Below are 22,451 nucleotides of genomic sequence, written 5' to 3' on the forward strand. Positions count from 1 at the left end.
TTGGTGAATAAGTTTGAACCAACTCATTACGGAGTTAGCTAAGCAAATAGCACGGCATACGCCTAAGGATGGTTTACACCAAACAGCGATTCCAGAGCTTTGTTTCAGGCGCGCATCCGCGGAGTCGAAACCGACGCATACCCTCAACATGCCCTCTATTTACATAATTGCCCAAGGCTCTAAAACCGTCACGTTTGTTGGGGAAAGCCTCATGTGCGATTCGTCCAGTTATATGGTTGCATCCGTACATCTACCAGTGATTGGGAAAATCACTCATGCTTCTCCACAGTTGCCGTACCTAAGTTTACAATTAACACTTAGCCCTGATGTCATTATAGATATATGCACGAAATCTAGTTTGCAGAAAAAGGGAGACACGGGAAGGGGCATTCTGGTTAATCGGTCCACTTCCTTTCTGTTAGATGCGATTTTACGCCTCGTCAATCTTTTAGATTCACCCACGGATATCGAGATACTAGCTCCACTCTACATCCGGGAGATATTTTATCGTGTGCTGGAGGGAGAGCAAGGAGCGTTACTCAGGCAGTTCGCCGTGATCGGAAGCTATGCACAAGGTATTTCAAATGCAATACATGTAATCAATCGTGACTATTCTGAACAGCTAGTCATTGAAGAGTTAGCAAAAAAAGTGAACATGAACCCAACAACCTTTCACAAGCACTTCAAAAGAGTAACGGGAATGAGCCCCCTTCAGTATCAAAAGATCATTCGATTGCAGAGCGCACGTCGACTGATGCTCACGGAAGGGTACGATGCTGCAACGGCAGGATTTCAGGTCGGTTACGAAAGTCCTTCTCAGTTCAACCGAGAATACGCTCGCTTATTCGGACGCCCACCGATGAGAGATATCAGTCATCTACGTGACATAGAACTACATCCCAGCTAATTTAGAAGTTTACCAACGTCAGGCAGATGAGTCAGCTGATGATGATGTCTTTTATCTGCCTTAAATAGAACATAAATAGCCCATCGCCCTGTAAATTGGAAGTAAAGAAGCACTGCCAGTACACTGTTAAGCTAACGGGCATCTCCACAATAAACATAGCTGCAATGGATTGATATGCGACCATCTTTTGACAAGAACAGTACATACAAACCGTGAAATAGTAGCATATTACAGTTGACTGATATCTAGAAGGGAACTATATGGCCATGGTTGACAAGTTAAAAAAATGGCTGTTTAAACAGCCTTCACGATCTAAAAATGGCAGCAGCCCTAAGCCAGTTGATGATGAAAAATCGACTGAGTTATCCAAGGAGCTGAGTGGCACGCTTAAGGACAACGTGACCCTGCTGAAGCAGGAAATAGGACATAGCACGGATTTCATTCTTCGTTGTTTGAACGATAAACAGGGCAATCCGGTTCTCGCTGTAGGTTTTCTTCAAGGCCTGATTGATCAGCAAATTTTAACGACACTGCTGGAGGAACTTACTGCAGGTATTCGAAATGGGAATCTCTCTGATCGTAATGTTGAAAGTTGGTTGATGGATCGTATTCCTATTGGGGGCATCACTTGCCTTAAAAATGAGGAAGCACTTATCCATGCCGTTCTTTATGGACAGGTGGTTCTCCTTGTCGAAGGCAGCACCAAGGCCTTTGCTGCTTCTATGAGCGGGGGGGCTAAAAGAGCGGTTGAGGAGCCAACATCGCAGACAGTAATTCGCGGCCCTAAAGAGGGGTTTACAGAGGATATATCCACCAATATCGCACTCCTCCGGAGAAGGATCAAATCAACTGACCTCCACTTTGATTCTCGAATTATCGGATCATACACGCAGACGAAGGTATCGGTGGCATTTATTCGAGGCATAGCAGATCCGGAGGTAGTTAAGGAAATTTCCAGACGATTAGATTACATCAACACGGACAGTATTCTCGAAAGTGGATATATCGAGGAATTTATTCAAGATGGGGTATGGACACCTTTTCCAACTATATACAACACCGAACGCCCGGATGCTGTAGCAGGGGGCTTGCTTGAAGGGCAAGTAGCGATATTGGTTGATGGGACCCCATTTGCCCTGATTGCTCCCGTAACCTTTTTTCGTTTCATCTCTTCCAGTGAGGACTACTACCAACGTTATGATCTGGCATCTTTTCTTCGGATCGTTCGGATGGCATCCTTTTTCTTGGCATTGCTATTACCCTCGTTCTTTATTGCAACAACTACGTTTCACCAAGAAATGCTGCCTACAACACTGCTTATCACTTTGGCTGCACAGAGAGAGAATACACCATTGCCAGCCCTACTTGAGGCAATGCTAATGGAGCTCACCTTCGAAGTTATCCGCGAAGCAGGAGTACGAATGCCGCGTGCCGTAGGGCCTGCAATCTCTATCGTTGGGGCTTTGGTTCTTGGACAAGCTGCCGTTCAGGCGGGTTTGGTTTCCGCTGCTATGGTGATTGTGGTATCATTCACAGCCATCTGCAACTTTGTGCTACCTGCCATCAATATGGCGGGAGCTGTTCGTTTACTCAGATTTGGACTCATGCTGTTAGCGGGTTTGTTTGGATTATACGGCGTTTTGGCGGGCGTGGTTCCCATCCTCGTTCGATTAGTATCTATGAATTCGTTTGGCGTTCCTTATATGATGCCGCTAGCACCTTTCTATAAGAGCAATATGAAAGACCTGTTTGTGCGTGTACCTTGGTGGAAGATGAAGAAACGGCCGAAAATGATTGGGGATGTCAATCCAGTAAGACAGGCAACGGAACAGGAATCATTTGCAGAACAGGCAGGGGAACACGGCCGAGATCCTATGGCGTAAGGAGGACCGATATGTCCCAATTAGGAAGGTTTTTTATGATCTTGGTCGTGTTATTCAGTTTGGTGGGTTGCTGGAACCGAGTCGAACTGAATGAACTGTGGGTAACTGCAGCTACAGGAGTAGATATGATGGACGACGGACAGTGGATGGTGTCCTATCAGATTATTGTTCCCTCCGCCCTTGCAAGTGGTACCGGTGGAGGAACAGGAGGGGCTTCCCAACCGGCATCCCATGTATTCTCTGTAAAGTCTAAAACCTATAACCAGGCGTTATCATACAGCAATTTAAAAACATCAAGACGAATTTACGTAGCACATAATCGTGTTGTATTTATCGGTAGGAGAGCGGCTGAGAAAGGAATGGACCGTTTAATCGATTTTTATCTTCGTAATACGGAAGCGAGGGAAATGGTAAATATGATTGTAACGGACGGACTAGCATCCGATCTATTAAAGAAATTATTGCCGCCTGAAAAACTTCAAGGCGCCGCTATGGCTGAATTGGTCGACAAAGAGAGCGATATTTTATCGTTGTTTCCGAAAGTTAGGGTTTATGATTTCGTATTAAGCATGAACTCGGATTCCAAATCTATTGGAGTACCAGTCGCCGAGTTGATTGGAGAAAGAGAATACCAGGACGAGAAGGAAGCAGAGAGTCTGGATGTTTTCAAAAAAACCTCAACCCCGCTCAAGCTGGCACTGACTAAATTGGCGGTGTTCCAAAAAGGGAAGCTCAAAGGGTTTCTCAACAAGAAAGAGAGTCTGGGAGTATCTTATCTGTCTCAAAAGGTTAACAACACTGAAGTTTCGTTTCCATGCGGTGAACAATCTAATAGGGAAATGTACTCTTCCCTGCTAGTAAACTCTGCTGATGTAAAGCTTACACCCAGAAAAACGAATTCTCATTACACTATGCAGGTTGGAGTGAAAATTAACGGGACTTTAAATGAAACTACATGCACTAAGGATATTTCCAAGACGAAGACAATACATGATCTGGAAGAACAAATAGCAAAAGAAGTGACCAGTACGATAAATGAAGGCTGGGCTAAACTTCAGGAACTTGGGGTAGATGCAACTGGTTTCGCTGACCGGATTCACCGGAGTTTCCCAAAAAAGTGGAAGACAGTGGAAAAAGACTGGGATCAGGAATTCAAGAGGATAGAACTGGACATTCGAGTGGATGCACGGATTAAGCGTCCTGGACTCCTACAAAAGCGTATCGGAAGTCAAACCTAAACCAATTTGTATGAAGGGACTCAAAAAATATGAGGGAAACCGTCACCAGGGTATCCGGGTTAGCTATCGCCTTTTCCTTGTTTCAGGTTGGCAGTACAACATTATTCCTATTGGGGGCTAAAGCCAAGCAGGATGCATGGCTAGCCATGCTGACCGGTGCACTTGCAGGCTTCGTCCTGCTAATCATGTATTTATACATGCATAAGCTTGACCCACACCGGGATTTGTATGAACTCCTATGCCATTATTGGGGAAAATGGGTTGGTAGTCTGGGTGGTCTTCTGTTCATCAGTTACTTTGCTTATGAAGCTTCCAGGAGTGTCAGGGACATTGGTGAGCTCGGCGCATTGACATTACTGAACAGAACTCCTACCGAAGTTATTACGTTTATAGCGTTAATTGTCTGTGCCGATGTAGTGTGGTTTGGACCGAGGGTCTGGTTCCTTCTATGTCATATCTTCCTTCTTCTATTGGTTTTTGGTTATGGCATTTTATTATTGCTTACTCCTTTTACAGGACTCATTCACTTTGAATTTTTGTTTCCTGTATTGGAGAATGGTCTAACTCCCGTAGTGAAGGCTGCCATTCCCGAGATCGTGTCTTTTCCCTTCGGGCAGACGGTACTTTTTCTTGTGCTGTTCAAGATTGTCACGGACAAACGTAAATTACAGCGATCGATCGTCATTGTTTACTGGATCACTGCTGTGTTCCTTATCGTTATGAATGAACTATCAGTCCTGGTTCTAGGTCCAGAATGGGCGGCATCAAGCACCTATCCCTTGTTTGAGGTTACTCAACTAATTCAGCTTCCGAAGATTGTTGAGAGAGCTGATGTCCTGTTTACGATGATTCTATTTATTGGAATCGGAGTCAAAACGGCGGGGTTTATGTTTGGTGCCGTCATAGGGCTTCAAACGATAACCCCCTTTAGATATAAGCCTGCGTTACTGTTGCTAAGCATCATCATATATGCTCTTACGTTTCTCTCCCCTAGGTTAACCGAATTTTTGTGGTTCGGTCTTCATGTAGCCTTGGTTCGAGTCTGGCCTATTTTTCAGATTGTACTGCCTGTCCTCCTTTTGCTGACCATGCTAATTCGGAAGAAGAAGAGGAGGGCTTATAGTTAGTACCTATTTTTTCTTTTGGTTAATAAGCAGGTAAATAACCATATTATTGAAGTGCACCCCTTCGACTATTTATCTGATCTTTATGGTTACTTTGTCTTAACCTGCCAATTTTATTAATCATAACAGACAGCTTATTTTGTATACATTATTTGTATTACAGCATTGCTTTTAATTACACATTAATTCATCACTTCTGGGAATCATAAATTTGTACAAGGGGTACTGTACAATACACTGTCCTTAGATTGTTCAACAAAAATTCCCGCCAACCAGTTCAGGTTAGCGGGGATTTGCTTTGCTTACGTTTAAGCTCCTCCAATGGTAACCTGAGGCTGGATACTATGGTGATTTAAGGCTTGATCCGGCACAGTTATAATAAATAACCAAAAGCTAGCCGCGATAATCAGCAGTACCGTTTTTTTCAACATTAGTCATCCACACCTTTTCAATAAGATTTTAAAAAACAGCTTTGGTTTCAGAACTGTATGATTCCGAAAATGCGAAAATAGCCCCACCTTTACTAGACTAAAGGTTAGAAAAATGGTAGAAGATTGTCCAAAATCACAAAAAAAAGCGCGGTCTCCGAAAAGCTTGGAAGCCGCGCTGTGCTTGAGTTTTATAAGATGCTGGTGAAGGGAATTGAACCCCCGACCTACGCATTACGAGTGCGTTGAAATACAGTTTTGATGGGTTTTACAAAGCTCCTATAGCCTGTCCAACAATAAATAGGGTTCCGTCAGGTATTACAGATATCCGTATTTCGGTAGAAGATTTGGTAGAAGAAAATAATTGAGGCAACAAGTACAAGGCAGATGCCTTAATGGTCTCAAGTCCCTCTTCTCATCTCCAGATCCTTCATAGCAGCATCCTACGGTCGCCTGCTGAAAACTGTAGACTGAACCGCGACGTTAAGCTAACGGGCAGGATAGTTCAAATACGTGGTATCATGTGGTGAGTAATTAATGGAGCCCTCTTTTACAATGTTGAGAATGGGGGAAATCGTGGTCGGCTTGGAATGGGAAGGTTTGTATAGAGAATTGTTGGGAGATGGAAACCAATTGCTTATGGAAGGCGCAATGGATGTCTGTCATCGCTTATCAAAGACCCATCGAATGTTCGTAATCACGAATGGTATCACTCACACGCAAATCAAACGCTTGAAGCAGTCTGGGCTATATAAGTTTTTCGAGGATATCTTTGATTCGCAAAGCATTGGTTATCAAAAACCGAAGGAAGAATTTTTCAATTACGTCATAAGTCATATTTCAGAATTTAATAGAAAGGATGCGCTTGTCATTGGAGATTCATTAAATACAGATATCAAAGGTGGTCTTCAGTCGGGCATTGACACCTGTTGGGTCAACAGAACCGGACAAATAAGTCCGGCAGAAATTAAAAGCACATATACAATCTCAAACTTAATGGAGCTCACTTCCATCTGTTAGGCTGTAAAAACAAACGCTTGTGCCGCCTCAATTATCACTTTTTGGTGACTATATCACAAAAAAGTGGGTACTGTTTTTCTTGTAACTTTTCCCCCATACTATCGTTCATAGGAGGTTCATGAAGCAGACAGAGCATTCTATACCATATAAATCATTATAAAAGGAGTGTAATAGAATGGGGAAATTTGACGGGAAGGTAGCAGTTGTAACCGGAGGTACAAGCGGCATCGGTCTCGCGTCGGCACAACAGTTCGTAAAAGAAGGGGCTTACGTTTTTATCACGGGACGCAGACAACGTGAACTGGATGAAGCAGTAAAGCAGATCGGAAAGAATGTTACAGGTGTCCGAGGTGACATATCTAAATCGGAAGATCTAGATATATTATTCGAAACAGTTAAGCGAGAAAAGGGACACTTGGACATTCTCTTTGCAAATGCCGGACTAGGGTCATTTCTTCCATTAGGAGAAATTACAGAAGCACAATACTACAAGACTTTCGATGTCAACGTGAAAGGAACCATCTTTTCAGTACAAAAGGCATTAGCTTTGTTTCCAAATAAAAGAGGTTCGATTATTCTAACGGGATCCACTGCTGGCTCGACGGGGATGCCAGCGTTTAGTATCTATGGTGCATCCAAGGCAGCGATCAGACAGCTCGTCCGCAGCTGGATTCTTGATATGAGAGGGACCGAAATTCGTATAAACATCCTTAGTCCGGGAACAATCGTAACGCCGGCGTACGATGAGTTATTTGGCTCTGAACTAGATCATTTACTGGAACAGGCAAAAAATGATATTCCGCTCGGCAGAGTGGGGCAGGTTGAAGAGATCTCCAATGCTGTCATGTTCCTAGCCTCTAATGAAAGCAGCTATATGAACGGCGTTGAATTATTCGTAGATGGCGGAGTAGCTCAAGTTTAACCAGGACATAACAATTTTCAAACGACAAAGATTTTTAAATCAACTTAAATGCGATTGTATTATCCCCTCCATGTAACGTTCAATTTTTCCTTCAGTGATCTTTGAAGGATCAAGCGATACATGAAGGGGATATTCTTAGATCGGGAGATGGTGCATTGATATGAAAACATTTTTCTGTGAACTGGAAGTTACACTAGAGGTTATCGGAGGAAAGTGGAAGGGGCTTGTTCTGTACTATTTAATAAAAGGACCTAAACGGACGGGAGAGCTTAAGCGACTCGTTCATAATATATCGCAAAAGATGCTGATTCAAACTCTTCGGGAACTGGAAACAGACGGATTAATTCGCAGAAAGATGTACAATCAGGTACCGCCTAAGGTGGAATATTCAACGACGGAACTGGGTCAATCACTTGAACCCATTTTGAGATCGCTTTGTGATTGGGGGGGGAATTACGCAGAGCAATCCTTCGCTCCGGGCGAGATTGAAATTTTGTATCTGGATTAACTGTCGGGGGACAAGAGCATAGTCCCATTTGAAGTCGCTATTTTAGCGGCTTTTTTGTTTTATCGTTTTACGTTGATGTTTTCGAGTGATGAGCAATATTCTAGTACAGGTTACTTCGTAATTAACAAGGTGCACTACAAAACTAAGGACACAAAACTTGTCTCAGAGATTAATAAGTACGTCTTGGATTATGGCAAAAGCATCATGCCCCAGCTGTTGCCAGGAGTCTGAGCAAACAGGTAAGCGGATTAAGAACATACGTTCCGTTTATAAAATGCAGGTGGCCGCCGTAGCCCGTGAGGGTAGAGGCCACCCTGCAAAGGATTTATTTAAACAGCAGTTGATTGAACCGTTTGCTCTTTAACGCGCTCTTTGTATTTGTTCAACTTTCAAGTGAGCTGTCCATAAGATAGGCCGACACTACGAGCCAATCCCCAAAATGTTCCTCGATGCTGCATTTGAAGATCAATACTTTATGGCCTTCGAGCTCGCTGCTTCTACTGGCATGCGTCAAAGTGAGATACTTGCACTACCCCGATCAGAGGTAGATTTACAGAAAAAACAGCTTCGGTTCGACAAGCATATACCATTTCTGAAATAGGACATGGTCTTGATGATACTAAGAATGATAGCAGCGTTCGCTCCATCGCACTGTTTACTAATACCGCTAAATTTTTGGAAAGCACTTTAGAAAGCAAGAGCATGAGCAAACCAGAAATAAGCTATATAATGATTCTGGTTTAGTAATTCAAACGAGTGTGGAAACGCCTCTTGGACCCCGCAATTTAATGAGACATTACTATCGTATTTTGGACAGAATTGTAAAGGAACATCCCGATTTTCATCGGATTCGTTTCCACGATTTGCGACACACTCATGCAACACTACTTCTCAAAGCTGGTATCCATCCAAAGATTGTTCAAGAACGACTTGGACATTCGTCTATCAATGTAACTCTGGATACCTATTCACATGTCCTTCCGAATCTCCAAGAAGCGGTGTTAAAAAACATTGGCGATTCAATTACAGGAGAGAGCATTAGCACTGAAGAACCTACTTTACTAGACTAAAGGTTAGAAAAATGGTAGAAGATTGTCCAAAATCACAAAAAAAGCGCGACCTCCAAAAAGCTTGGAAGCCGCGCTGTGCTTGAGTTTTATAAGATGCTGGTGAAGGGAATTGAACCCCCGACCTACGCATTACGAGTGCGTTGCTCTACCCCTGAGCTACACCAGCAGGTCAGTGTGACTGACAACAAAAACTATTATACTCTTAGTTACATAAAAATCAATCACTTACATCAACTTTATCAACTAGGATTTGGATTTAATTCTGTAACATTCCCTGCCGTGGCTCCGGATAGTTTATCTGCAACGGATCTGAGCTTTTGACGACTGGATGAAGGCTTATCACGGCGATCATCAATTTTGACCGAGGTGGAAACACGCTTGGCTCCTGCCAGGAATGGCGCTTCGTGCAGCGCAGCAATAGCGGTGAACACATCATCCAACGAACCCTCAATAATCGTACTCATGGAGGTAAGCTCATAGGTAATTCCTTTTTGCGTCTTCAACACTTTTTGCATTTGAGCAACATAGTCGCTCAGGCTCGTACTCCCCGTTCCAATCGGGATCACAGTCACTTCTGCAATAGCCATCACCAAGTTCCTCCTTTAATTTAAAAAAATCTTCTTTTTTAAAATTCTAAAACCCAGTCCATAAAGCAACCTTGTTTTGCAAGAAAAGTTCCATATGTATACCGCTTGTTTCTGTAGGAAGCATCTATATTATTTATTGTACCGTCCACTCCGTCTCAATTCAAATACGGCTCGCGACTTCTCTGCATATTTTGATTTTCCATTCCTTTTCCTTTACGTATGGCTTCGAATGTTGCTATAATACTCCTTGCACTTATTTGAAATTTTAAGTTTATATACACAATATGTTGGGTTAAATATTCATAACACCTCTAAATATAGTGATGTAGCCGATAAATCCTACGGGAACCATCTTTTTCCCCTTCATTGGCAGGCGCATCGCTATTTCTATGTTATTGGATTACATACAGCCCCAAAATGCTGTCTGACCATCGCTTTTTTCATCATTTTCTTTTCTCAGATCATTTTCATGCCTATTCCCTAAGTATGAATTCCAAATCAAGAAAGCGAGGAATTAATCCTATGCCACAACTCGTAACCAAACCAAACAATCGCCAGTTGGCTTTTGATGAAATACGTATATCCGTATATGCTGACCGTGTGCTCAGCGGGCTGGACAAGCTGGATAAAGATCGGCTCATTCGCGGTGTAACCAGTAAGCTGCGCCGGGATGAAGTCACGGGGGATGAAATTAGCAATGCATTTGCAATGGCTGCCCTTGAACTGGTTAGCAAGGAAGAACCAGACTGGAAATTTGCCGCTGCGCGTGCTTTGCTCACTTCTTTATATAAAAAAGCAGCTACTCACCGCCGTTACAAATCGTATGCAGACGAGCCTTACGGCGCTTTTTACCCACTGATCACCGATTTAGTTCAAAAAGGAATCTACCGTCAAGAGCTGCTTGACTGCTACACCAAGGAGCAGATTGATGAACTCGGCGATTCCATATTGCCGCAGAATGACCTGCTGTTCGACTATATCGGACTGTTGACGCTGTCTGAGCGCTATTTGGCCAATGATTTTGACGGACGCGTGATGGAACTTCCGCAGGAACGCTACATGATTATCGCAATGTACCTAATGCATCAAGAGCCTGCCGACAAGCGTATGGAGCTGGTTAAGGAAGCATACTGGGCGATGAGCAACATGTACATGACAGCAGCTACACCTACCATGTCTAATGCCGGAAAAAAGGTGGCTGGACAGCTTTCCAGCTGCTTTATTGACACTGTAGATGACTCATTGGAGGGTATTTTCGATTCCAATACCGATGTAGCCCGTCTTAGCAAAATGGGCGGCGGCATCGGCGTATACCTCGGTAAAGTACGGGCACGCGGCTCCGATATCCGCGGACATAAAAATACAAGCTCTGGTGTTATTCCTTGGATTCGCCAGTTGAACAATACAGCTGTTAGCGTAGACCAACTGGGTACACGCAAAGGGGCAATTGCCGTTTATCTGGATGTATTCCACAAAGACATTCTGGCATTCCTGGACCTAAAGCTGAACAACGGTGACGAGCGGATGCGTGCGCATGACGTATTCCACGGCGTATGTCTGCCCGATCTGTTCATGGAGCGGGTCGAAGCACGGGGCGAATGGAATCTGTTCTGTCCGCATGAAGTGAAGAAGGTCATGGGCTGGAAAGATGACAAGGGTCGTCCACTGGGACTGGAAGATTTTTATGATGAAGCCTTCGGTTCAGGCTCCTTCCGCGAGAAGTATGAGGAGGCGTCACAGCATCCGATCCTTTCTCGTATTACGGTGCCTGCCATTGACATCATGAAGCGTCTGATGAAATCACAGTTGGAAACAGGTACGCCGTACATGTTCTACCGCGATACGGTAAACCGGGCTAACCCGAACCGTGCCCATGGTATGGTGTATTCCTCCAACCTGTGTACGGAAATTATGCAAAATCAATCTGCAACGGTAGTAGAAAAAGAAGAACTGGTCACCAAGGACGGACAAACACGCATTGTTATTTCCAAAATTCCTGGCGACTTTGTGGTGTGCAACCTGAACTCCATTCATCTGGCTCGTGCTGTTCCGGCAGGTGTGCTGGATCGTCTCGTACCGATTCAGGTACGTATGCTGGATAATGTTATTGATATCAACAACATTGAGGTGCTGCAAGCACAATACACGAACAGCCAATATCGTGCAGTCGGCTTGGGTACATTTGGGCTGCATCATCTGCTCGCACTTGAGGGCATCCGCTGGGAGTCCGATGAAGCGGTAACCTATAACGATCATTTGTATGAAAAAATCAACTACCTGGCTGTAAAATCCAGCATGGAGCTGGCGAAAGAAAAAGGCCGTTATGCCAAATTCGAGGGTTCCGACTGGGCGACCGGGCATTATTTCACTTCCCGTGGCTATACAGACGGTACACGTGAAGGCAAATTCGTCACTACGTCCGAGTGGAGTGAGCTTGCGGAAGAAGTCCAACAAAACGGTGTCCGTAACGCATGGCTGTTCGCCATCGCGCCTAATGGTTCCACGTCCATCATTGCAGGCTCTACCGCTAGCATTGATCCACTGTATGAGTTGCTTTCCTATGAAGAGAAAACAACCTACAAGATCGCTAACCCTGCACCAGACTTGAATGAAAAAACCATCTGGTACTACAAAACAGCTTTCTTGCTGGATCAACATGCTTCGATCAACATGGCTTCTGCACGTCAGCGTCATATTGACCAAGGTCAAAGCTTTAACCTGTATGTGCGCCCAGATATTAAAGCTACCGAATTTTTAGAGCTGCACATCCATGCTTGGAAATCAGGTATGAAGTCGACCTATTATGTACGCAGCCGCGCACTGACGATTGAAGAATGCGAAAGCTGCGCATCCTAAACTAAAGGAGAGAGCCTCTCATGCAGTTACAAAAGATTTTTAACACAGAAGCGCCTAACCGCTCTACCCGTATTATTGAAGGCGAAAACTCCGGTATTCTGAACTGGAACGATATTCGGATGCCGCATATGTACAAACTATATAAAGTACTGCTACTGAACCACTGGATTCCGGATGAAATTCCGATGTCCAAGGATGCGTCCCAGTTCCCTATGCTGGATGCCGAAGAACAGCGCACCTTCAAAATTAACATCGGTCTGCTGGCTGTACTGGATTCCATGCAAACCATGTTTGTCGGAGATGTAAAAAGATATTTTACCGATTCATCGCTGGAAGCCATTTCGGCCATTATCGGACAACAGGAAGTCGTGCATAACCAGTCCTACTCTTACGTGCTATCTTCCCTGGTATCGGAACAGGAGCAGAAAGAAATTTTTGAATACTGGAAAAACGATCCTGTCCTGCTGGAGCGCAACACATTCATCTCGGCGATCTACCAGGAGTTCCGCGATGAGCAGAACCCGCAAACCTTTTTCCAAGCGATGGTAGCGGATTTAATTCTGGAAGGTATTTTCTTTTACAGTACGTTTGCTTTCTTTTACAATTTGGCTCGTGACCAAAAAATGATGGCTACCAGCCAGATGATCTCGTATATTCAGCGCGATGAAAATCAGCATTGCTACTTCTTTGCCGAAGTGTTCAAGCAGCTTTTGGCTGATTTCCCTGAGCTGAACACAAAAGAGAACATGGACTACGTCTATCGTATGATCAACCGCGCTGTGGAACTGGAAACGAATTGGGCGCATTATACGCTCAAGGAGGTTCGTGGCATTGACTTGAACGAGCTGAGCGATTATATCAAATACATGGCAAACATGCGCCTGAGACTTCTGGGTATGGACAAAGCCTATGAAGGTGTAGATGTAAATAGTATGCCTTGGATCAAGCCATTTTCGGATGAAGCCCTGAATGCAACAAAAACGGACTTTTTTGAAGCAAAATCACGCAATTATGGCAAAGTCGGAGATGACAACGGATTTGACGATTTGTAAGTCATACGCTACAAGCCTTAACTCGGTTATTACTGAGTTAAGGCTTTTTTCTATGGGATGAAATTTGCACAAATGCGCAGAATTTTCATGAAACATATGAATTACTATTCATATTTCCCTACTTGAACACGATATTATATGAAGGTGAAATAATATAGTAAGGAGCATATTATGAAAAGCAAAGTCAAAAAAAGAATGGGATTACAATCCAAACTCTACTTCATCTTGCTCATTCCTTTAGTTGTGATTGGCGTCATGATTCTGTGGACGACCAAACTGTCTATTCAGAATGCTTCTCTATCAACCATGCAGCTCAACAATGAAGCGCTGGCAGTGAATACGGCCAAGCTATTGGACAAATCAGCCGTCAAAAGCTTAAATACGAATCCATCCGAGCAGAGCAGCGAGTATAAAGAACTTCGGAACGAGTTAAATACGCTTAGGCTGCAAAGCGGAGTCCTGTATATGTATATGTACAACCGTGTTGGCGATGAGTGGAAGCTCACGGTGGACGGAGCTGCTTGGGACGACAAAGACTACAGTCCTTTTGGAAGCCCTGTTAGTTTCACCCGTAAAGAAACGGCAGATAGATTGAAACAAGGGGAGACGGTCACTACAGATATCACAACGGACCCTGATTGGGGAACGATGTTTTCTTCCTTTACACCCATTAAGGATACAGATGGAACCATCATAGGCTATCTGGGAATTGACAGATCCCTTGCCTCTGTAACTGAAGTATACGAGAAAACCCTGCCTGAGGCCTACCGGCTAGTTATCCCTGTGGTCTCCATCATTCTGATCATTTCCATTGCGGCAATGGTGCTGGTAACCCGTCGAATACTGCGTCAGGTGCGATTCATTAAAAATACACTGGAGCAAGTAGCCGACGGCAATCTTACGGTTACATCGCAGCAAGTTACGTATGATCAGCTAGGTGAAATCAGCGGCTTGACGAACCGAATGGTGGAAGCCATGTCCAATATGATTGTGGACATTCAAAGCAGTTCAAGTACACTTCAGCAAGCATCAGAGAATATCGTCGTGACAACAGAAGGAACACTCCACCAGACTGAGGAACTGTCCCGCACACTCCAGCAAATTGCTGATGTATCTACAAACCAAGCGGATCAAACGTTAGAATCGGTTCAGCAATCTGACCGCTTAGGGCAAACGCTGGATGAAGTCGGAAGCCATGTGCACCAGTTTACGGATACGGCGCGCCATCTCAATGAGGTCCGTAATCAGGTAGCCAGTGAACATGAACTGCTATTGGAGAAGGGACGAGAAAGCGCCCTGCGAATCAAGCAGATGCAGCGTATGTCACACGCACTAACCGAAAAATCCCGTGAAGCAGCTAACATCGGGCAGCAGGTACAGGGCATCGTAAAGCAGACGCAGATTTTATCCTTTAATGCCTCGATTGAGGCCTCGCGTGCAGGGGAAGCTGGTAAAGGCTTTTCTGTCGTAGCTCATGAGATGGGACAACTTGCCCAACAATCTGCCATGTCCATTCGTGAAATCGACCAAATCCTAAGCAGCTTTGTCGAGCAAATTGAGCAAATGGGCGATCAATTTGATCAAAATATAAACACTGTCAATGAACAAGAAAAACAAATTGCATTATGTTTACAGTCTGTTGACGAAGTCACCCAGGTTTCAGAGGAAGTTCAGGAACTTGCTGCACATTTGGCCCAATTGACGACAGAAATGCACGAGGTACGTCACAGCGTAGATCAACATCTGAATCACACAGCCAGCGCGGCGCAGCAAACTGCCGGAATGACGGAAGACGTATCCGCAAGCGCACAGAAGCAGGCTTTAGCGGTAAAAGAACTATCCGCAGTAGCCCGTAATCTGACTACACTATCAAACAATCTACAGCGTCATGCTGATCAGTTCCGGGTAAAGAGTTCAGACCAATAATGATTTCGGTGAACTGTGACCCGTAAGATGGACACTTGACCTAAAGTGTCCATCTTACGGGTCATTTTACAGACGAAAGGGAGTACATTCAAAAGGAGCATTCGCTAACATAGCGAATGCTCCTTTTGAGGTTAGAAAGTCGGGCTGAGTACACCTTTATCCAGTTAGATGCATACATATATAACCTAGAAGGTCTATTAAAGGTACTTAAGAGTTGTGCCGTTATTCTCACGATGGAGGAGCCGCGGCTGTTTTCATCGGTTTCATATAAGAAGGATAGCCTCCCGTATGCTGAAGCATTTCAATTTCACGCAAAATACGCGGCAAGTCAGCGACTGAGTTCATCACGATGTGGGCCCCTGCTCTTTTCAAGCCATATATACTCTGTCTACGTCGTTCCTCAGATACTCTGTCATCCGTTTCACAGCTTGTAGTGTGATCCGGGGGCAAGGCACCCTCGTTATGGTTCAACACACCAATCGTCCAAACGCCGGCATTCCGTCCTTCTTGCATATCGGCTGCTGTGTCTCCTACCTTCACAATATCGCTAAGCGGGAATACCTGCAGGCGATGTGCAATTTCATAGATCATCCACGGATAAGGCCTCCCCTGCGAAACTTCACAAGGGGCTACCATACAATCCAGTGTATAGGGTGACTGTGCAGGCGTGAATACGTGACTCAGCATCTCCATCGGGCAAGATGCAGTAGCGCCTGACTGAATGCGGCGATCTTGAAGCTCCTGCAGCGCCCTATCTATACCGGTAGCAGTCTCAGCCCCTTGGATCAAAGAGCGAAGAACAGGGACAAGCTCAAGATAAATATGCTCAATATCCACTCTGCCAGGATGCGCACCAAAGCACTCCAGCCATTTTCTACGAACCTCTGAAAGTCCGAGCACATTCGCAATATGATCCCGGATGGGCAGTCCCCGTCCATGAGATACCTGCTCTTCAGTTACCTGTATGCCCTTCCATCTGAAGATGTCGCACATTCCCTGGATTAAGCCCCGTCCCCCGGGGTCTAACAATGTACTTTCAAGATTAAAAATAACCGCCTGTATCATGCAATCCCCGCCTTTCCGTACCGCGGCTATCCGCAATCTTTATTTTGCTTAGGAACATGATACACAGCTAACGTAAACTCAAATGTCGCAAACGGTAAGCGGATTGTAATTGAAAATAAATTCCTTGAATGGTTTTGATTTACCGAGTGAAATGAGGAGGGAGTCGCAATATGAGACAGCCTTGGAATGAGTTTAATTCCAAAATGCCTTGGCGGATGGAGCTTGGTTGTTATGCCCTGAATAAGCTAGCCTGTGGAGGATTGGTTTTTGGTCTCTTATGGGTCTACTGCTATCTGACAGAGGAAATCACGGGATTGCCTGTGAGTATAGCAGGCAATAGCGGTGAACTGACCGCGCAGTTGTGGGCCTATGGCTTTGCCCTTCCGGCGGCTCTTGCCGCTGATGCGCTACGTGATCTTTTACCCTGGCTTCGCAAGCCTGAGCAGTTCACGCTATACCTTGCCGTAGGGTTCAGTGTCTTTCTTCTGCTAGGATCTCTGATGTCGCCTGCTGGAACAGGTATATCATGGAGCAACGGCATAGCAGGTGCAGGGATTACACTACTCTATTATGGGGGAAGGCACTGGCTGAACCGTGAATATGGAATACAGATCATGCTGGCCTTCCTCCTGCCACTGCTGCTATGGGTTATAGGGCTTCAATAATATCGCCGGCTACTACTGAAGCGGGATGCTGGCGATGATGCGCGGCCGTTTCCCCAGCCACGCCATGCAGATACACGCCAAAGCCTGCTGCCTGCGAAGCGTTCAAGCCTTGGGCCAACAACCCTGCGATGATGCCTGTCAGCACATCGCCGGCACCGCCTGTCGCCATGCCGGCATGGCCTGTGGTATTGACGTAGGCGTTTCCGTCGGGACACGCGATGACCGTGCGTGCTCCCTTGAGCACCAGCGTGACTCCGCGTGTCCGGGCGTATTCCCGGGCATGGCTGATTCGGTCACGCTGCACCTCTGCTGTCGGTATGCCCAGCAGACGAGCCATTTCACCGGGATGCGGCGTTAGCACGACCGCCGCAGCCCTCGACTTCCAGGCATCCAGCTCAGGCCCCGCCGAGGCAAGGATGTTCAAGGCGTCCGCATCAAGCACGAGCGGACCGCTGTATTCCTCCCACAGGCGGCGCAGCCAGTCAGTGTCCCCTGCGAAGCGGCCGAGGCCGGGCCCGACGGCCAGCACATCGCGCGCCTGCGCGAGCTGTAGCAGCTCGGCTGCGGAGTCGGCGTTCCATTCGCCGTCTCCGCCTGTTGCTGCGGCAGCGAGCATCAGCTCCGGCGCGGCGCCAATGACGCGCGGAAGCAGTGCCTCAGGCACCGCCCACGTCACAAGGCCGCTGCCGATGCGCAAGGCGGCGCGTGCAGCCAGTAGGCCTGCACCGCTCATGCGTAGACTTCCTGCTGCGACCAGAACGTGGCCGTAGGTGCCCTTGTGCCCGTCCGGCACCCGGCTTCGGCTGACATCCACGTCCAGCACGTCGCGCAGCGTATCGCTGGTCAGGAGCCGCAGCTGTACGCCGCGCTCACGGGCAAGGCTGGGCGGAATACCGATGTAGCGTACCACCACATCACCAGCGTTTCCGGCGCCCGGATATTGGGCGAGCCCACACTTCAAGTAGGCGAGGCATACGGTGACACGCGCATGAATGCACGGCTCGTGCAGTGCACCTGTGTCGGCGTCGAGGCCGCTAGGCACGTCTACCGACACGATTGGCGCGCCGCTGGCATTGGCCTCGCGGATTAGCGAGGCATAGGGTTCACGCGGTGGACCTTGCGTGCCCGTGCCCAGCAGGGCATCGACGATGCCGGAGGCACCGTGCAGTTCGAGGTTATCCCGACCATAGAGGATAACCGGGATATCCAGCGCCGCGATGATGTCGCGCTGGGCAGCCGCTTCACCGCGTAGCGTTTCAGGCGGCTCGGCATACACAACAGTGACGCGCAGACCTGTATCGGTCAGATGGCGGGCTGCCACCAGTCCGTCACCGCCGTTGTTGCCTTTACCAACGAGGATATACCAGTGTGCTCGTTCACATACATCATATCGCCCTCGGCTCGATGAATCCGTCCGTATAACACTGCCATGTCCCGGTACATCCCCCGCTCCTGTGTGTGTAACCTCATTTATGCCACCGCTTTTTCCACGTCTCTCAGCACAAAGTTTCAGTACCTCGTCAGCTACTGCTCGCCCGGCATTTTCCATCAAGGTCAGGGCCGGGATCCCCAGCTTATCAATCGTGTACCGATCCAGTTGCCGCATTTGTTCGGCGGTCACCATATACATGCTTATTCGCCTCCCATATAGCCATCCCTGTGATTAATATCCGACGGTAAAGCGGGAATTGACAAATTCCCCTTCTACTAACTCATCAATCAGGGCTACCGCATAATCCTCTACAGAGATGCGACTATGGCCTAATTCGTCCACTACCAAATGATCCAAACCAATACGGAACTGCCCTGTACGTTTACCCGGTTCAATAATTCCGGCAGGACTACAATATGTCCAGTCTACATCCGCAGCACGGTACAACTCCAGTGCATCAGCGTGCGCCGCCGCCAGTGGCTTCACTTCCTCTGGAAACTCAGCGGTATCCATGAGACGCTCACCGTTTTCTGTTTTCAGACTACCCGCTCCGCCAACGACAAGTATGCGCTCCGCACCGGAACGCCGAGTTCCTTCCAGTAAAGAACGAGTCGCTTCGAGCAATTCCTCCTCAGCTCCAAACTTGGGACCATAGGCGCTAATGATAGCATCGTGCCCTTTGGCTACCTCCGTAACGGAATTCGGGTTTAGAATATCCGCCTGAACCACCGTCAAATATTCATTTTGCTCTGTCACTCGTTGCGGATCGCGCACTGCCGCCGTCACCTCATACTTACGCTTGATTGCTTCCTTTACTAACGCTTTGCCAATTGTTCCTGTTGCTCCGAAAATAATCACTTTCATATTAACGTGCCTTCTTCCTATCTATAATTTTCTTACTGTTATTTATCCGTTTTATAACCAGCTCAAACTCGTGCAGGATTTCAGCTTACAGTCCTCCCGGCTTTCGCCAATACATCCCTTCCGACCTTGGACTGACCAGTTGGAAACCGAACTGCGCATATAACCGGTCGGCTGGCTTATCCGCAATCAGTGTTGCAAAGCTGCCCACAGGAACCTCACGTTTCAAATACTCCATAATCTCTTCCATAAGCTTACGTCCATAACCCTTCCCCTGATGGGAAGGCATGACTGCAATATCCGTAACCAGAAAAAACACACCGCCATCACCGCTCACCCGGCCCATCCCGATCAATTCCTGTCCAAGCCGTAGCGTTACAGCAAATAGGCTGTTCGGCAAGCCCTTAGCTGCCGCTTCTTCCGTAATTTGCGACAAACCAGCCTCCTTGCGTAAAGCCTGATATTCCTCCACGGCTGGAATAGCGTAATCTACGCGAAGCAGCTCGTACGGTTGATTCGATGTCTCATGATGTTCTGTTGCAAAATCTATATTTTTATTCATGCCGAATCTCCCTTCCTGCTGTAATCTTGTCTATTTTACCAAAAAATACTTCATAGTTCTTGGTTTAGAGATATACATGCCCTTGAAATGCCTGTGTGGTCTGTGCAATAGTGTAGAAAGAACAATGGAAGGAGGGATTGCGGGTGTCCCCGACGGACTTCGCGGCATTAGCCGCATATATCTCACCCGGTCTGATCGCCTTCCTGCTGGCGTTATCCTTTCTGGTATGGCTGTATGTTCACAGTGCAGCCCAGCTTCGCAATTCGCGTCAGCAGCGGCTCGAAGAATTACAGGAATCACTGCGTATCTATGGGCGGTTAGCTGGTTATCTCCAGACTGCTACCCAGAACGCGATCAACAACAGCGAAAAGCATCAGCACCAGCATGGACTAATCCATGCTCTTCAGGAGGCTAAAGCAGCCCCCTATTTGACCCCTCACCTTCAAGAGCAGGTTCAAGCATCCCTTCGGGAATGTGATCCATTCCGCCGGGAATTGCTTCTCAAGTCACTGGAGCGTGAAATGAACAAACTGATCGAGGAACGGCGACTTGTTCTGCTGGAATCCCATGCTCCAGGCTGGGGAACAGCATTATGGAAGCTATTGCGACCAGCGGCCGGTCCGCTGACGCTGGCGGGGATCGTCTGGTTGACCTCAAGACTGGTTGTGGAACTGATGACTTACAGTCATGTCGATGTTAGTCTACCCGACACCACACAATCTGTATCATGGCTTATAGGGTATGCATGGACAAGGTTCGTTTCTGGCTTGATCGCCTTGCTGTATGTCTATCGTCTGATGACCCTGCGTAGACAAAATGATCTGGACGTGACGGCATCCCATTTCCCAACAAGCCTGTTATGTATGGTCATTGCCGTTGTCGCCCTGTTTCAGTGGCTTGGGCCAGAAGCGTCTCCCTACATACTGGCTGCACAGCTTGTGCTGTTCTTGATTGGCTTCCGACTTACCCGAGGCCGCTCGCGAAGTGATCGTCCTTATGTAGGTCATCCCGGCTTGATGAAGGCCGATGCTTCGCAGCATCAGGAATTACACGCAACTGACAAAGATACAACCGCCGATTCTTCTTTGGCTGATGAACATATGCGGTCCTAAACACCCGTTGCGCCTGAAATTAGATCCCATATACATCCCGCAAATCACATACCATCACAGGACATCCCAACACACAAAGAAAGAGTTTATGGGGTGTCCTGTTTTTTGAACAATTTTTGGCTTTTTACGGGGTTAGGCTTGTGCCAGCGATCAAGGAAAGGGTATATTGTTTATATAAATGTAAATCATATCGTTTTATATGTATGAATATTGAAAAAAATCCATATATGTTAAACTACCATCAATTTATGATGCGCGTTAGAATTGGAGGAACTATGCAACTGGACATTTCTGAAAAATCACTTCCCGTTTATGAAGCGCTGGCCAGTGAGGTTCGGCTGAACATGATTGTTCTGCTTGCGGAGAAGCCTATGAATATACGTGAGCTGGCGGAAGCCCTGGGACTCAGTAGTGCGATTATGACCATGCATGTTAAGAAACTGGAGAGAGCATCCATTATTTCGACTAAAATGCTGCCCGGACGAGGCGGGGTTCAGAAGGTATGCTCATTGGCTACGGACAAAATTGAAATCGCCATGCCACGCTATCAGCAGGATGTACGGCAATTTCATCAGACGGAGATTTCCGTCGGACACTTTACAGATTTTGAAATTCAGGCAACCTGCGGCCTAGCTACCGTCGAAAAGATTATCGGAGAATTCGATGAGCCTCGTTCATTCTTAGACCCTGAGCGCTTCAATTCCAAAATTCTGTGGTTTAGCCAAGGGTATATGGATTATAAAGTGCCGAATTTCCTATTGTCCAGTCAAAAAGCTGAGGAACTGGAAATTTCGATGGAATTATCATCGGAGGCCCCTTTTACCAATGATAATTGGCCTTCAGACATCACGTTTTTTCTAAATGATGTGAATTTGGGCACTTGGACCAGCCCGGGGGATTTCGGTGATAATCGTGGTAAATATACACCTTCATGGTGGCCTGATTTTATCAATCAATATGGCCTGCTTAAGAGACTTCGCGTGACGTCCGAAGGTACGTTTATGGATGGCAAGCAGATATCCGATGTGACTCTAAGCGACGTACTGATTGATCAGAAGCAATGGAAATTTCGTATTGCCATTTTGGATGATGCACAGCATGTTGGAGGGGTAACCCTGTTCGGTACCGGATTCGGTAACTATAACCAGGATATCCTGTTCCGTTTGTACTACAAACCTGCGGAAAACCATACCAAAACAGCAACGGTAGAAGCTGGCGATAGCAGCAAATAAT

General features: G+C 46.5%; 20 protein-coding genes and 1 tRNA gene. 14 read left to right on the forward strand and 7 right to left on the reverse strand.

What is annotated here, in order from left to right; all coding sequences use genetic code 11:
* The first annotated feature begins 13 nt into the window (after nucleotides 1-13).
* The 4 genes from BN1546_RS08765 (at nucleotide 14) to BN1546_RS08780 (ending at nucleotide 5,155) form a co-directional block, all read left to right on the forward strand.
* On the forward strand, nucleotides 14-907 hold the full coding sequence (locus BN1546_RS08765; protein WP_090737149.1) for an AraC family transcriptional regulator: 894 nt from the start codon (nucleotides 14-16) through the stop codon (nucleotides 905-907).
* 266 nt (nucleotides 908-1,173) lie between these two features.
* Nucleotides 1,174-2,790, forward strand: a complete 1,617-nt coding sequence (locus BN1546_RS08770) for a spore germination protein (protein WP_090739144.1) — start codon at nucleotides 1,174-1,176, stop codon at nucleotides 2,788-2,790.
* Between the two features lie 11 nt (nucleotides 2,791-2,801).
* Nucleotides 2,802-4,028 (forward strand): Ger(x)C family spore germination protein, encoded by a 1,227-nt coding sequence (locus BN1546_RS08775; RefSeq protein WP_040102271.1) that lies wholly within the window; start codon nucleotides 2,802-2,804, stop codon nucleotides 4,026-4,028.
* Nucleotides 4,029-4,057: 29 nt separating this feature from the next.
* Complete coding sequence (locus tag BN1546_RS08780; protein WP_090737151.1) at nucleotides 4,058-5,155, forward strand: GerAB/ArcD/ProY family transporter; 1,098 nt, start codon at nucleotides 4,058-4,060, stop codon at nucleotides 5,153-5,155.
* A 305-nt stretch (nucleotides 5,156-5,460) separates the two neighbouring features.
* Here the strand turns inward: BN1546_RS08780 and BN1546_RS27810 are convergent, their stop codons facing one another.
* Entirely contained in the window at nucleotides 5,461-5,583 is a 123-nt protein-coding gene (locus tag BN1546_RS27810) for a hypothetical protein (protein WP_255305281.1), read from the reverse strand.
* A gap of 552 nt (nucleotides 5,584-6,135) precedes the next feature.
* Here BN1546_RS27810 and BN1546_RS08785 point away from each other — a divergent pair.
* The 4 genes from BN1546_RS08785 (at nucleotide 6,136) to BN1546_RS08800 (ending at nucleotide 9,100) form a co-directional block, all read left to right on the forward strand.
* Entirely contained in the window at nucleotides 6,136-6,600 is a 465-nt protein-coding gene (locus tag BN1546_RS08785) for an HAD-IA family hydrolase (protein ID WP_226888891.1), read from the forward strand.
* Between the two features lie 175 nt (nucleotides 6,601-6,775).
* The gene (locus BN1546_RS08790) at nucleotides 6,776-7,522 is read left to right on the forward strand and encodes an SDR family NAD(P)-dependent oxidoreductase (protein ID WP_090737153.1); all 747 of its coding nucleotides are present in this window, start codon (nucleotides 6,776-6,778) and stop codon (nucleotides 7,520-7,522) included.
* Between the two features lie 160 nt (nucleotides 7,523-7,682).
* Complete coding sequence (locus BN1546_RS08795) at nucleotides 7,683-8,030, forward strand: winged helix-turn-helix transcriptional regulator (RefSeq protein ID WP_019685981.1); 348 nt, start codon at nucleotides 7,683-7,685, stop codon at nucleotides 8,028-8,030.
* Between the two features lie 788 nt (nucleotides 8,031-8,818).
* Nucleotides 8,819-9,100: a tyrosine-type recombinase/integrase gene (locus BN1546_RS08800; protein WP_090737155.1), complete on the forward strand. Its 282-nt coding sequence runs from the start codon at nucleotides 8,819-8,821 to the stop codon at nucleotides 9,098-9,100.
* 94 nt (nucleotides 9,101-9,194) lie between these two features.
* On the opposite strand, the gene BN1546_RS08805 is transcribed toward BN1546_RS08800, so the two are convergent.
* Nucleotides 9,195-9,266 (reverse strand) — tRNA-Thr (locus tag BN1546_RS08805).
* 73 nt (nucleotides 9,267-9,339) lie between these two features.
* Entirely contained in the window at nucleotides 9,340-9,687 is a 348-nt protein-coding gene (locus BN1546_RS08810) for an MTH1187 family thiamine-binding protein (RefSeq protein WP_013369137.1), read from the reverse strand.
* Between the two features lie 522 nt (nucleotides 9,688-10,209).
* Between BN1546_RS08810 and BN1546_RS08815 the strand changes: the two genes are divergently transcribed.
* The 3 genes from BN1546_RS08815 to BN1546_RS08825 all read left to right on the forward strand — a co-directional run bounded on the left by BN1546_RS08815 (nucleotide 10,210) and on the right by BN1546_RS08825 (nucleotide 15,521).
* Complete coding sequence (locus tag BN1546_RS08815) at nucleotides 10,210-12,543, forward strand: ribonucleoside-diphosphate reductase subunit alpha (RefSeq protein WP_025676244.1); 2,334 nt, start codon at nucleotides 10,210-10,212, stop codon at nucleotides 12,541-12,543.
* A gap of 20 nt (nucleotides 12,544-12,563) precedes the next feature.
* A complete protein-coding gene (locus tag BN1546_RS08820) occupies nucleotides 12,564-13,595 on the forward strand; it encodes a ribonucleotide-diphosphate reductase subunit beta (RefSeq protein WP_025676245.1) in 1,032 nt (343 codons plus the stop codon).
* A gap of 171 nt (nucleotides 13,596-13,766) precedes the next feature.
* Nucleotides 13,767-15,521, forward strand: coding sequence for a methyl-accepting chemotaxis protein (locus tag BN1546_RS08825; protein WP_090737157.1), 1,755 nt, complete (start codon nucleotides 13,767-13,769; stop codon nucleotides 15,519-15,521).
* A 228-nt stretch (nucleotides 15,522-15,749) separates the two neighbouring features.
* On the opposite strand, the gene BN1546_RS08830 is transcribed toward BN1546_RS08825, so the two are convergent.
* Nucleotides 15,750-16,586: an HAD hydrolase-like protein gene (locus BN1546_RS08830; protein ID WP_090737158.1), complete on the reverse strand. Its 837-nt coding sequence runs from the start codon at nucleotides 16,584-16,586 to the stop codon at nucleotides 15,750-15,752.
* Nucleotides 16,587-16,756: 170 nt separating this feature from the next.
* Between BN1546_RS08830 and BN1546_RS08835 the strand changes: the two genes are divergently transcribed.
* On the forward strand, nucleotides 16,757-17,251 hold the full coding sequence (locus BN1546_RS08835) for a hypothetical protein (RefSeq protein ID WP_025676247.1): 495 nt from the start codon (nucleotides 16,757-16,759) through the stop codon (nucleotides 17,249-17,251).
* Here the strand turns inward: BN1546_RS08835 and BN1546_RS08840 are convergent.
* The 3 genes from BN1546_RS08840 to BN1546_RS08850 form a co-directional block, all read right to left on the reverse strand.
* Complete coding sequence (locus BN1546_RS08840; RefSeq protein ID WP_090737159.1) at nucleotides 17,235-18,881, reverse strand: NAD(P)H-hydrate dehydratase; 1,647 nt, start codon at nucleotides 18,879-18,881, stop codon at nucleotides 17,235-17,237. The two genes, BN1546_RS08835 and BN1546_RS08840, sit on opposite strands and share 17 nt — an antisense overlap.
* Before the next feature lie 33 nt (nucleotides 18,882-18,914).
* Nucleotides 18,915-19,547, reverse strand: coding sequence for an NAD(P)-dependent oxidoreductase (locus BN1546_RS08845; RefSeq protein ID WP_013369130.1), 633 nt, complete (start codon nucleotides 19,545-19,547; stop codon nucleotides 18,915-18,917).
* A gap of 85 nt (nucleotides 19,548-19,632) precedes the next feature.
* On the reverse strand, nucleotides 19,633-20,106 hold the full coding sequence (locus BN1546_RS08850; RefSeq protein WP_090737161.1) for a GNAT family N-acetyltransferase: 474 nt from the start codon (nucleotides 20,104-20,106) through the stop codon (nucleotides 19,633-19,635).
* Nucleotides 20,107-20,249: 143 nt separating this feature from the next.
* Here BN1546_RS08850 and BN1546_RS08855 point away from each other — a divergent pair, with 143 nt between their 5' ends.
* The gene (locus BN1546_RS08855) at nucleotides 20,250-21,218 is read left to right on the forward strand and encodes a FliJ family protein (RefSeq protein ID WP_090737163.1); all 969 of its coding nucleotides are present in this window, start codon (nucleotides 20,250-20,252) and stop codon (nucleotides 21,216-21,218) included.
* Nucleotides 21,219-21,493: 275 nt separating this feature from the next.
* Nucleotides 21,494-22,450 carry an ArsR/SmtB family transcription factor gene (locus tag BN1546_RS08860; protein ID WP_013369127.1) on the forward strand — a complete coding sequence of 319 codons (957 nt, stop codon included), beginning with the start codon at nucleotides 21,494-21,496 and terminating at the stop codon, nucleotides 22,448-22,450.
* The last annotated feature ends 1 nt before the right edge of the window (nucleotide 22,451 follow it).

The sequence above is a fragment of the Paenibacillus sp. Mc5Re-14 genome (assembly GCF_001049835.1).
Taxonomy (GTDB): Bacteria; Bacillota; Bacilli; order Paenibacillales; family Paenibacillaceae; genus Paenibacillus; species Paenibacillus polymyxa_C.

Coding starts and splice junctions, on each gene's coding strand:
- BN1546_RS08770 (WP_090739144.1), top strand. CDS start 1,174: ATGGTTGACAAGTTAAAAAAATGGCTGTTTAAACAGCCTTCACGATCT.
- BN1546_RS08775 (WP_040102271.1), top strand. CDS start 2,802: ATGTCCCAATTAGGAAGGTTTTTTATGATCTTGGTCGTGTTATTCAGT.
- BN1546_RS08780 (WP_090737151.1), top strand. CDS start 4,058: ATGAGGGAAACCGTCACCAGGGTATCCGGGTTAGCTATCGCCTTTTCC.
- BN1546_RS27810 (WP_255305281.1), bottom strand. CDS start 5,583: ATGTTGAAAAAAACGGTACTGCTGATTATCGCGGCTAGCTTTTGGTTA.
- BN1546_RS08785 (WP_226888891.1), top strand. CDS start 6,136: ATGTTGAGAATGGGGGAAATCGTGGTCGGCTTGGAATGGGAAGGTTTG.
- BN1546_RS08790 (WP_090737153.1), top strand. CDS start 6,776: ATGGGGAAATTTGACGGGAAGGTAGCAGTTGTAACCGGAGGTACAAGC.
- BN1546_RS08795 (WP_019685981.1), top strand. CDS start 7,683: ATGAAAACATTTTTCTGTGAACTGGAAGTTACACTAGAGGTTATCGGA.
- BN1546_RS08800 (WP_090737155.1), top strand. CDS start 8,819: ATGAGACATTACTATCGTATTTTGGACAGAATTGTAAAGGAACATCCC.
- BN1546_RS08810 (WP_013369137.1), bottom strand. CDS start 9,687: ATGGCTATTGCAGAAGTGACTGTGATCCCGATTGGAACGGGGAGTACG.
- BN1546_RS08815 (WP_025676244.1), top strand. CDS start 10,210: ATGCCACAACTCGTAACCAAACCAAACAATCGCCAGTTGGCTTTTGAT.
- BN1546_RS08820 (WP_025676245.1), top strand. CDS start 12,564: ATGCAGTTACAAAAGATTTTTAACACAGAAGCGCCTAACCGCTCTACC.
- BN1546_RS08825 (WP_090737157.1), top strand. CDS start 13,767: ATGAAAAGCAAAGTCAAAAAAAGAATGGGATTACAATCCAAACTCTAC.
- BN1546_RS08830 (WP_090737158.1), bottom strand. CDS start 16,586: ATGATACAGGCGGTTATTTTTAATCTTGAAAGTACATTGTTAGACCCC.
- BN1546_RS08835 (WP_025676247.1), top strand. CDS start 16,757: ATGAGACAGCCTTGGAATGAGTTTAATTCCAAAATGCCTTGGCGGATG.
- BN1546_RS08840 (WP_090737159.1), bottom strand. CDS start 18,881: ATGTATATGGTGACCGCCGAACAAATGCGGCAACTGGATCGGTACACG.
- BN1546_RS08845 (WP_013369130.1), bottom strand. CDS start 19,547: ATGAAAGTGATTATTTTCGGAGCAACAGGAACAATTGGCAAAGCGTTA.
- BN1546_RS08850 (WP_090737161.1), bottom strand. CDS start 20,106: ATGAATAAAAATATAGATTTTGCAACAGAACATCATGAGACATCGAAT.
- BN1546_RS08860 (WP_013369127.1), top strand. CDS start 21,494: ATGCAACTGGACATTTCTGAAAAATCACTTCCCGTTTATGAAGCGCTG.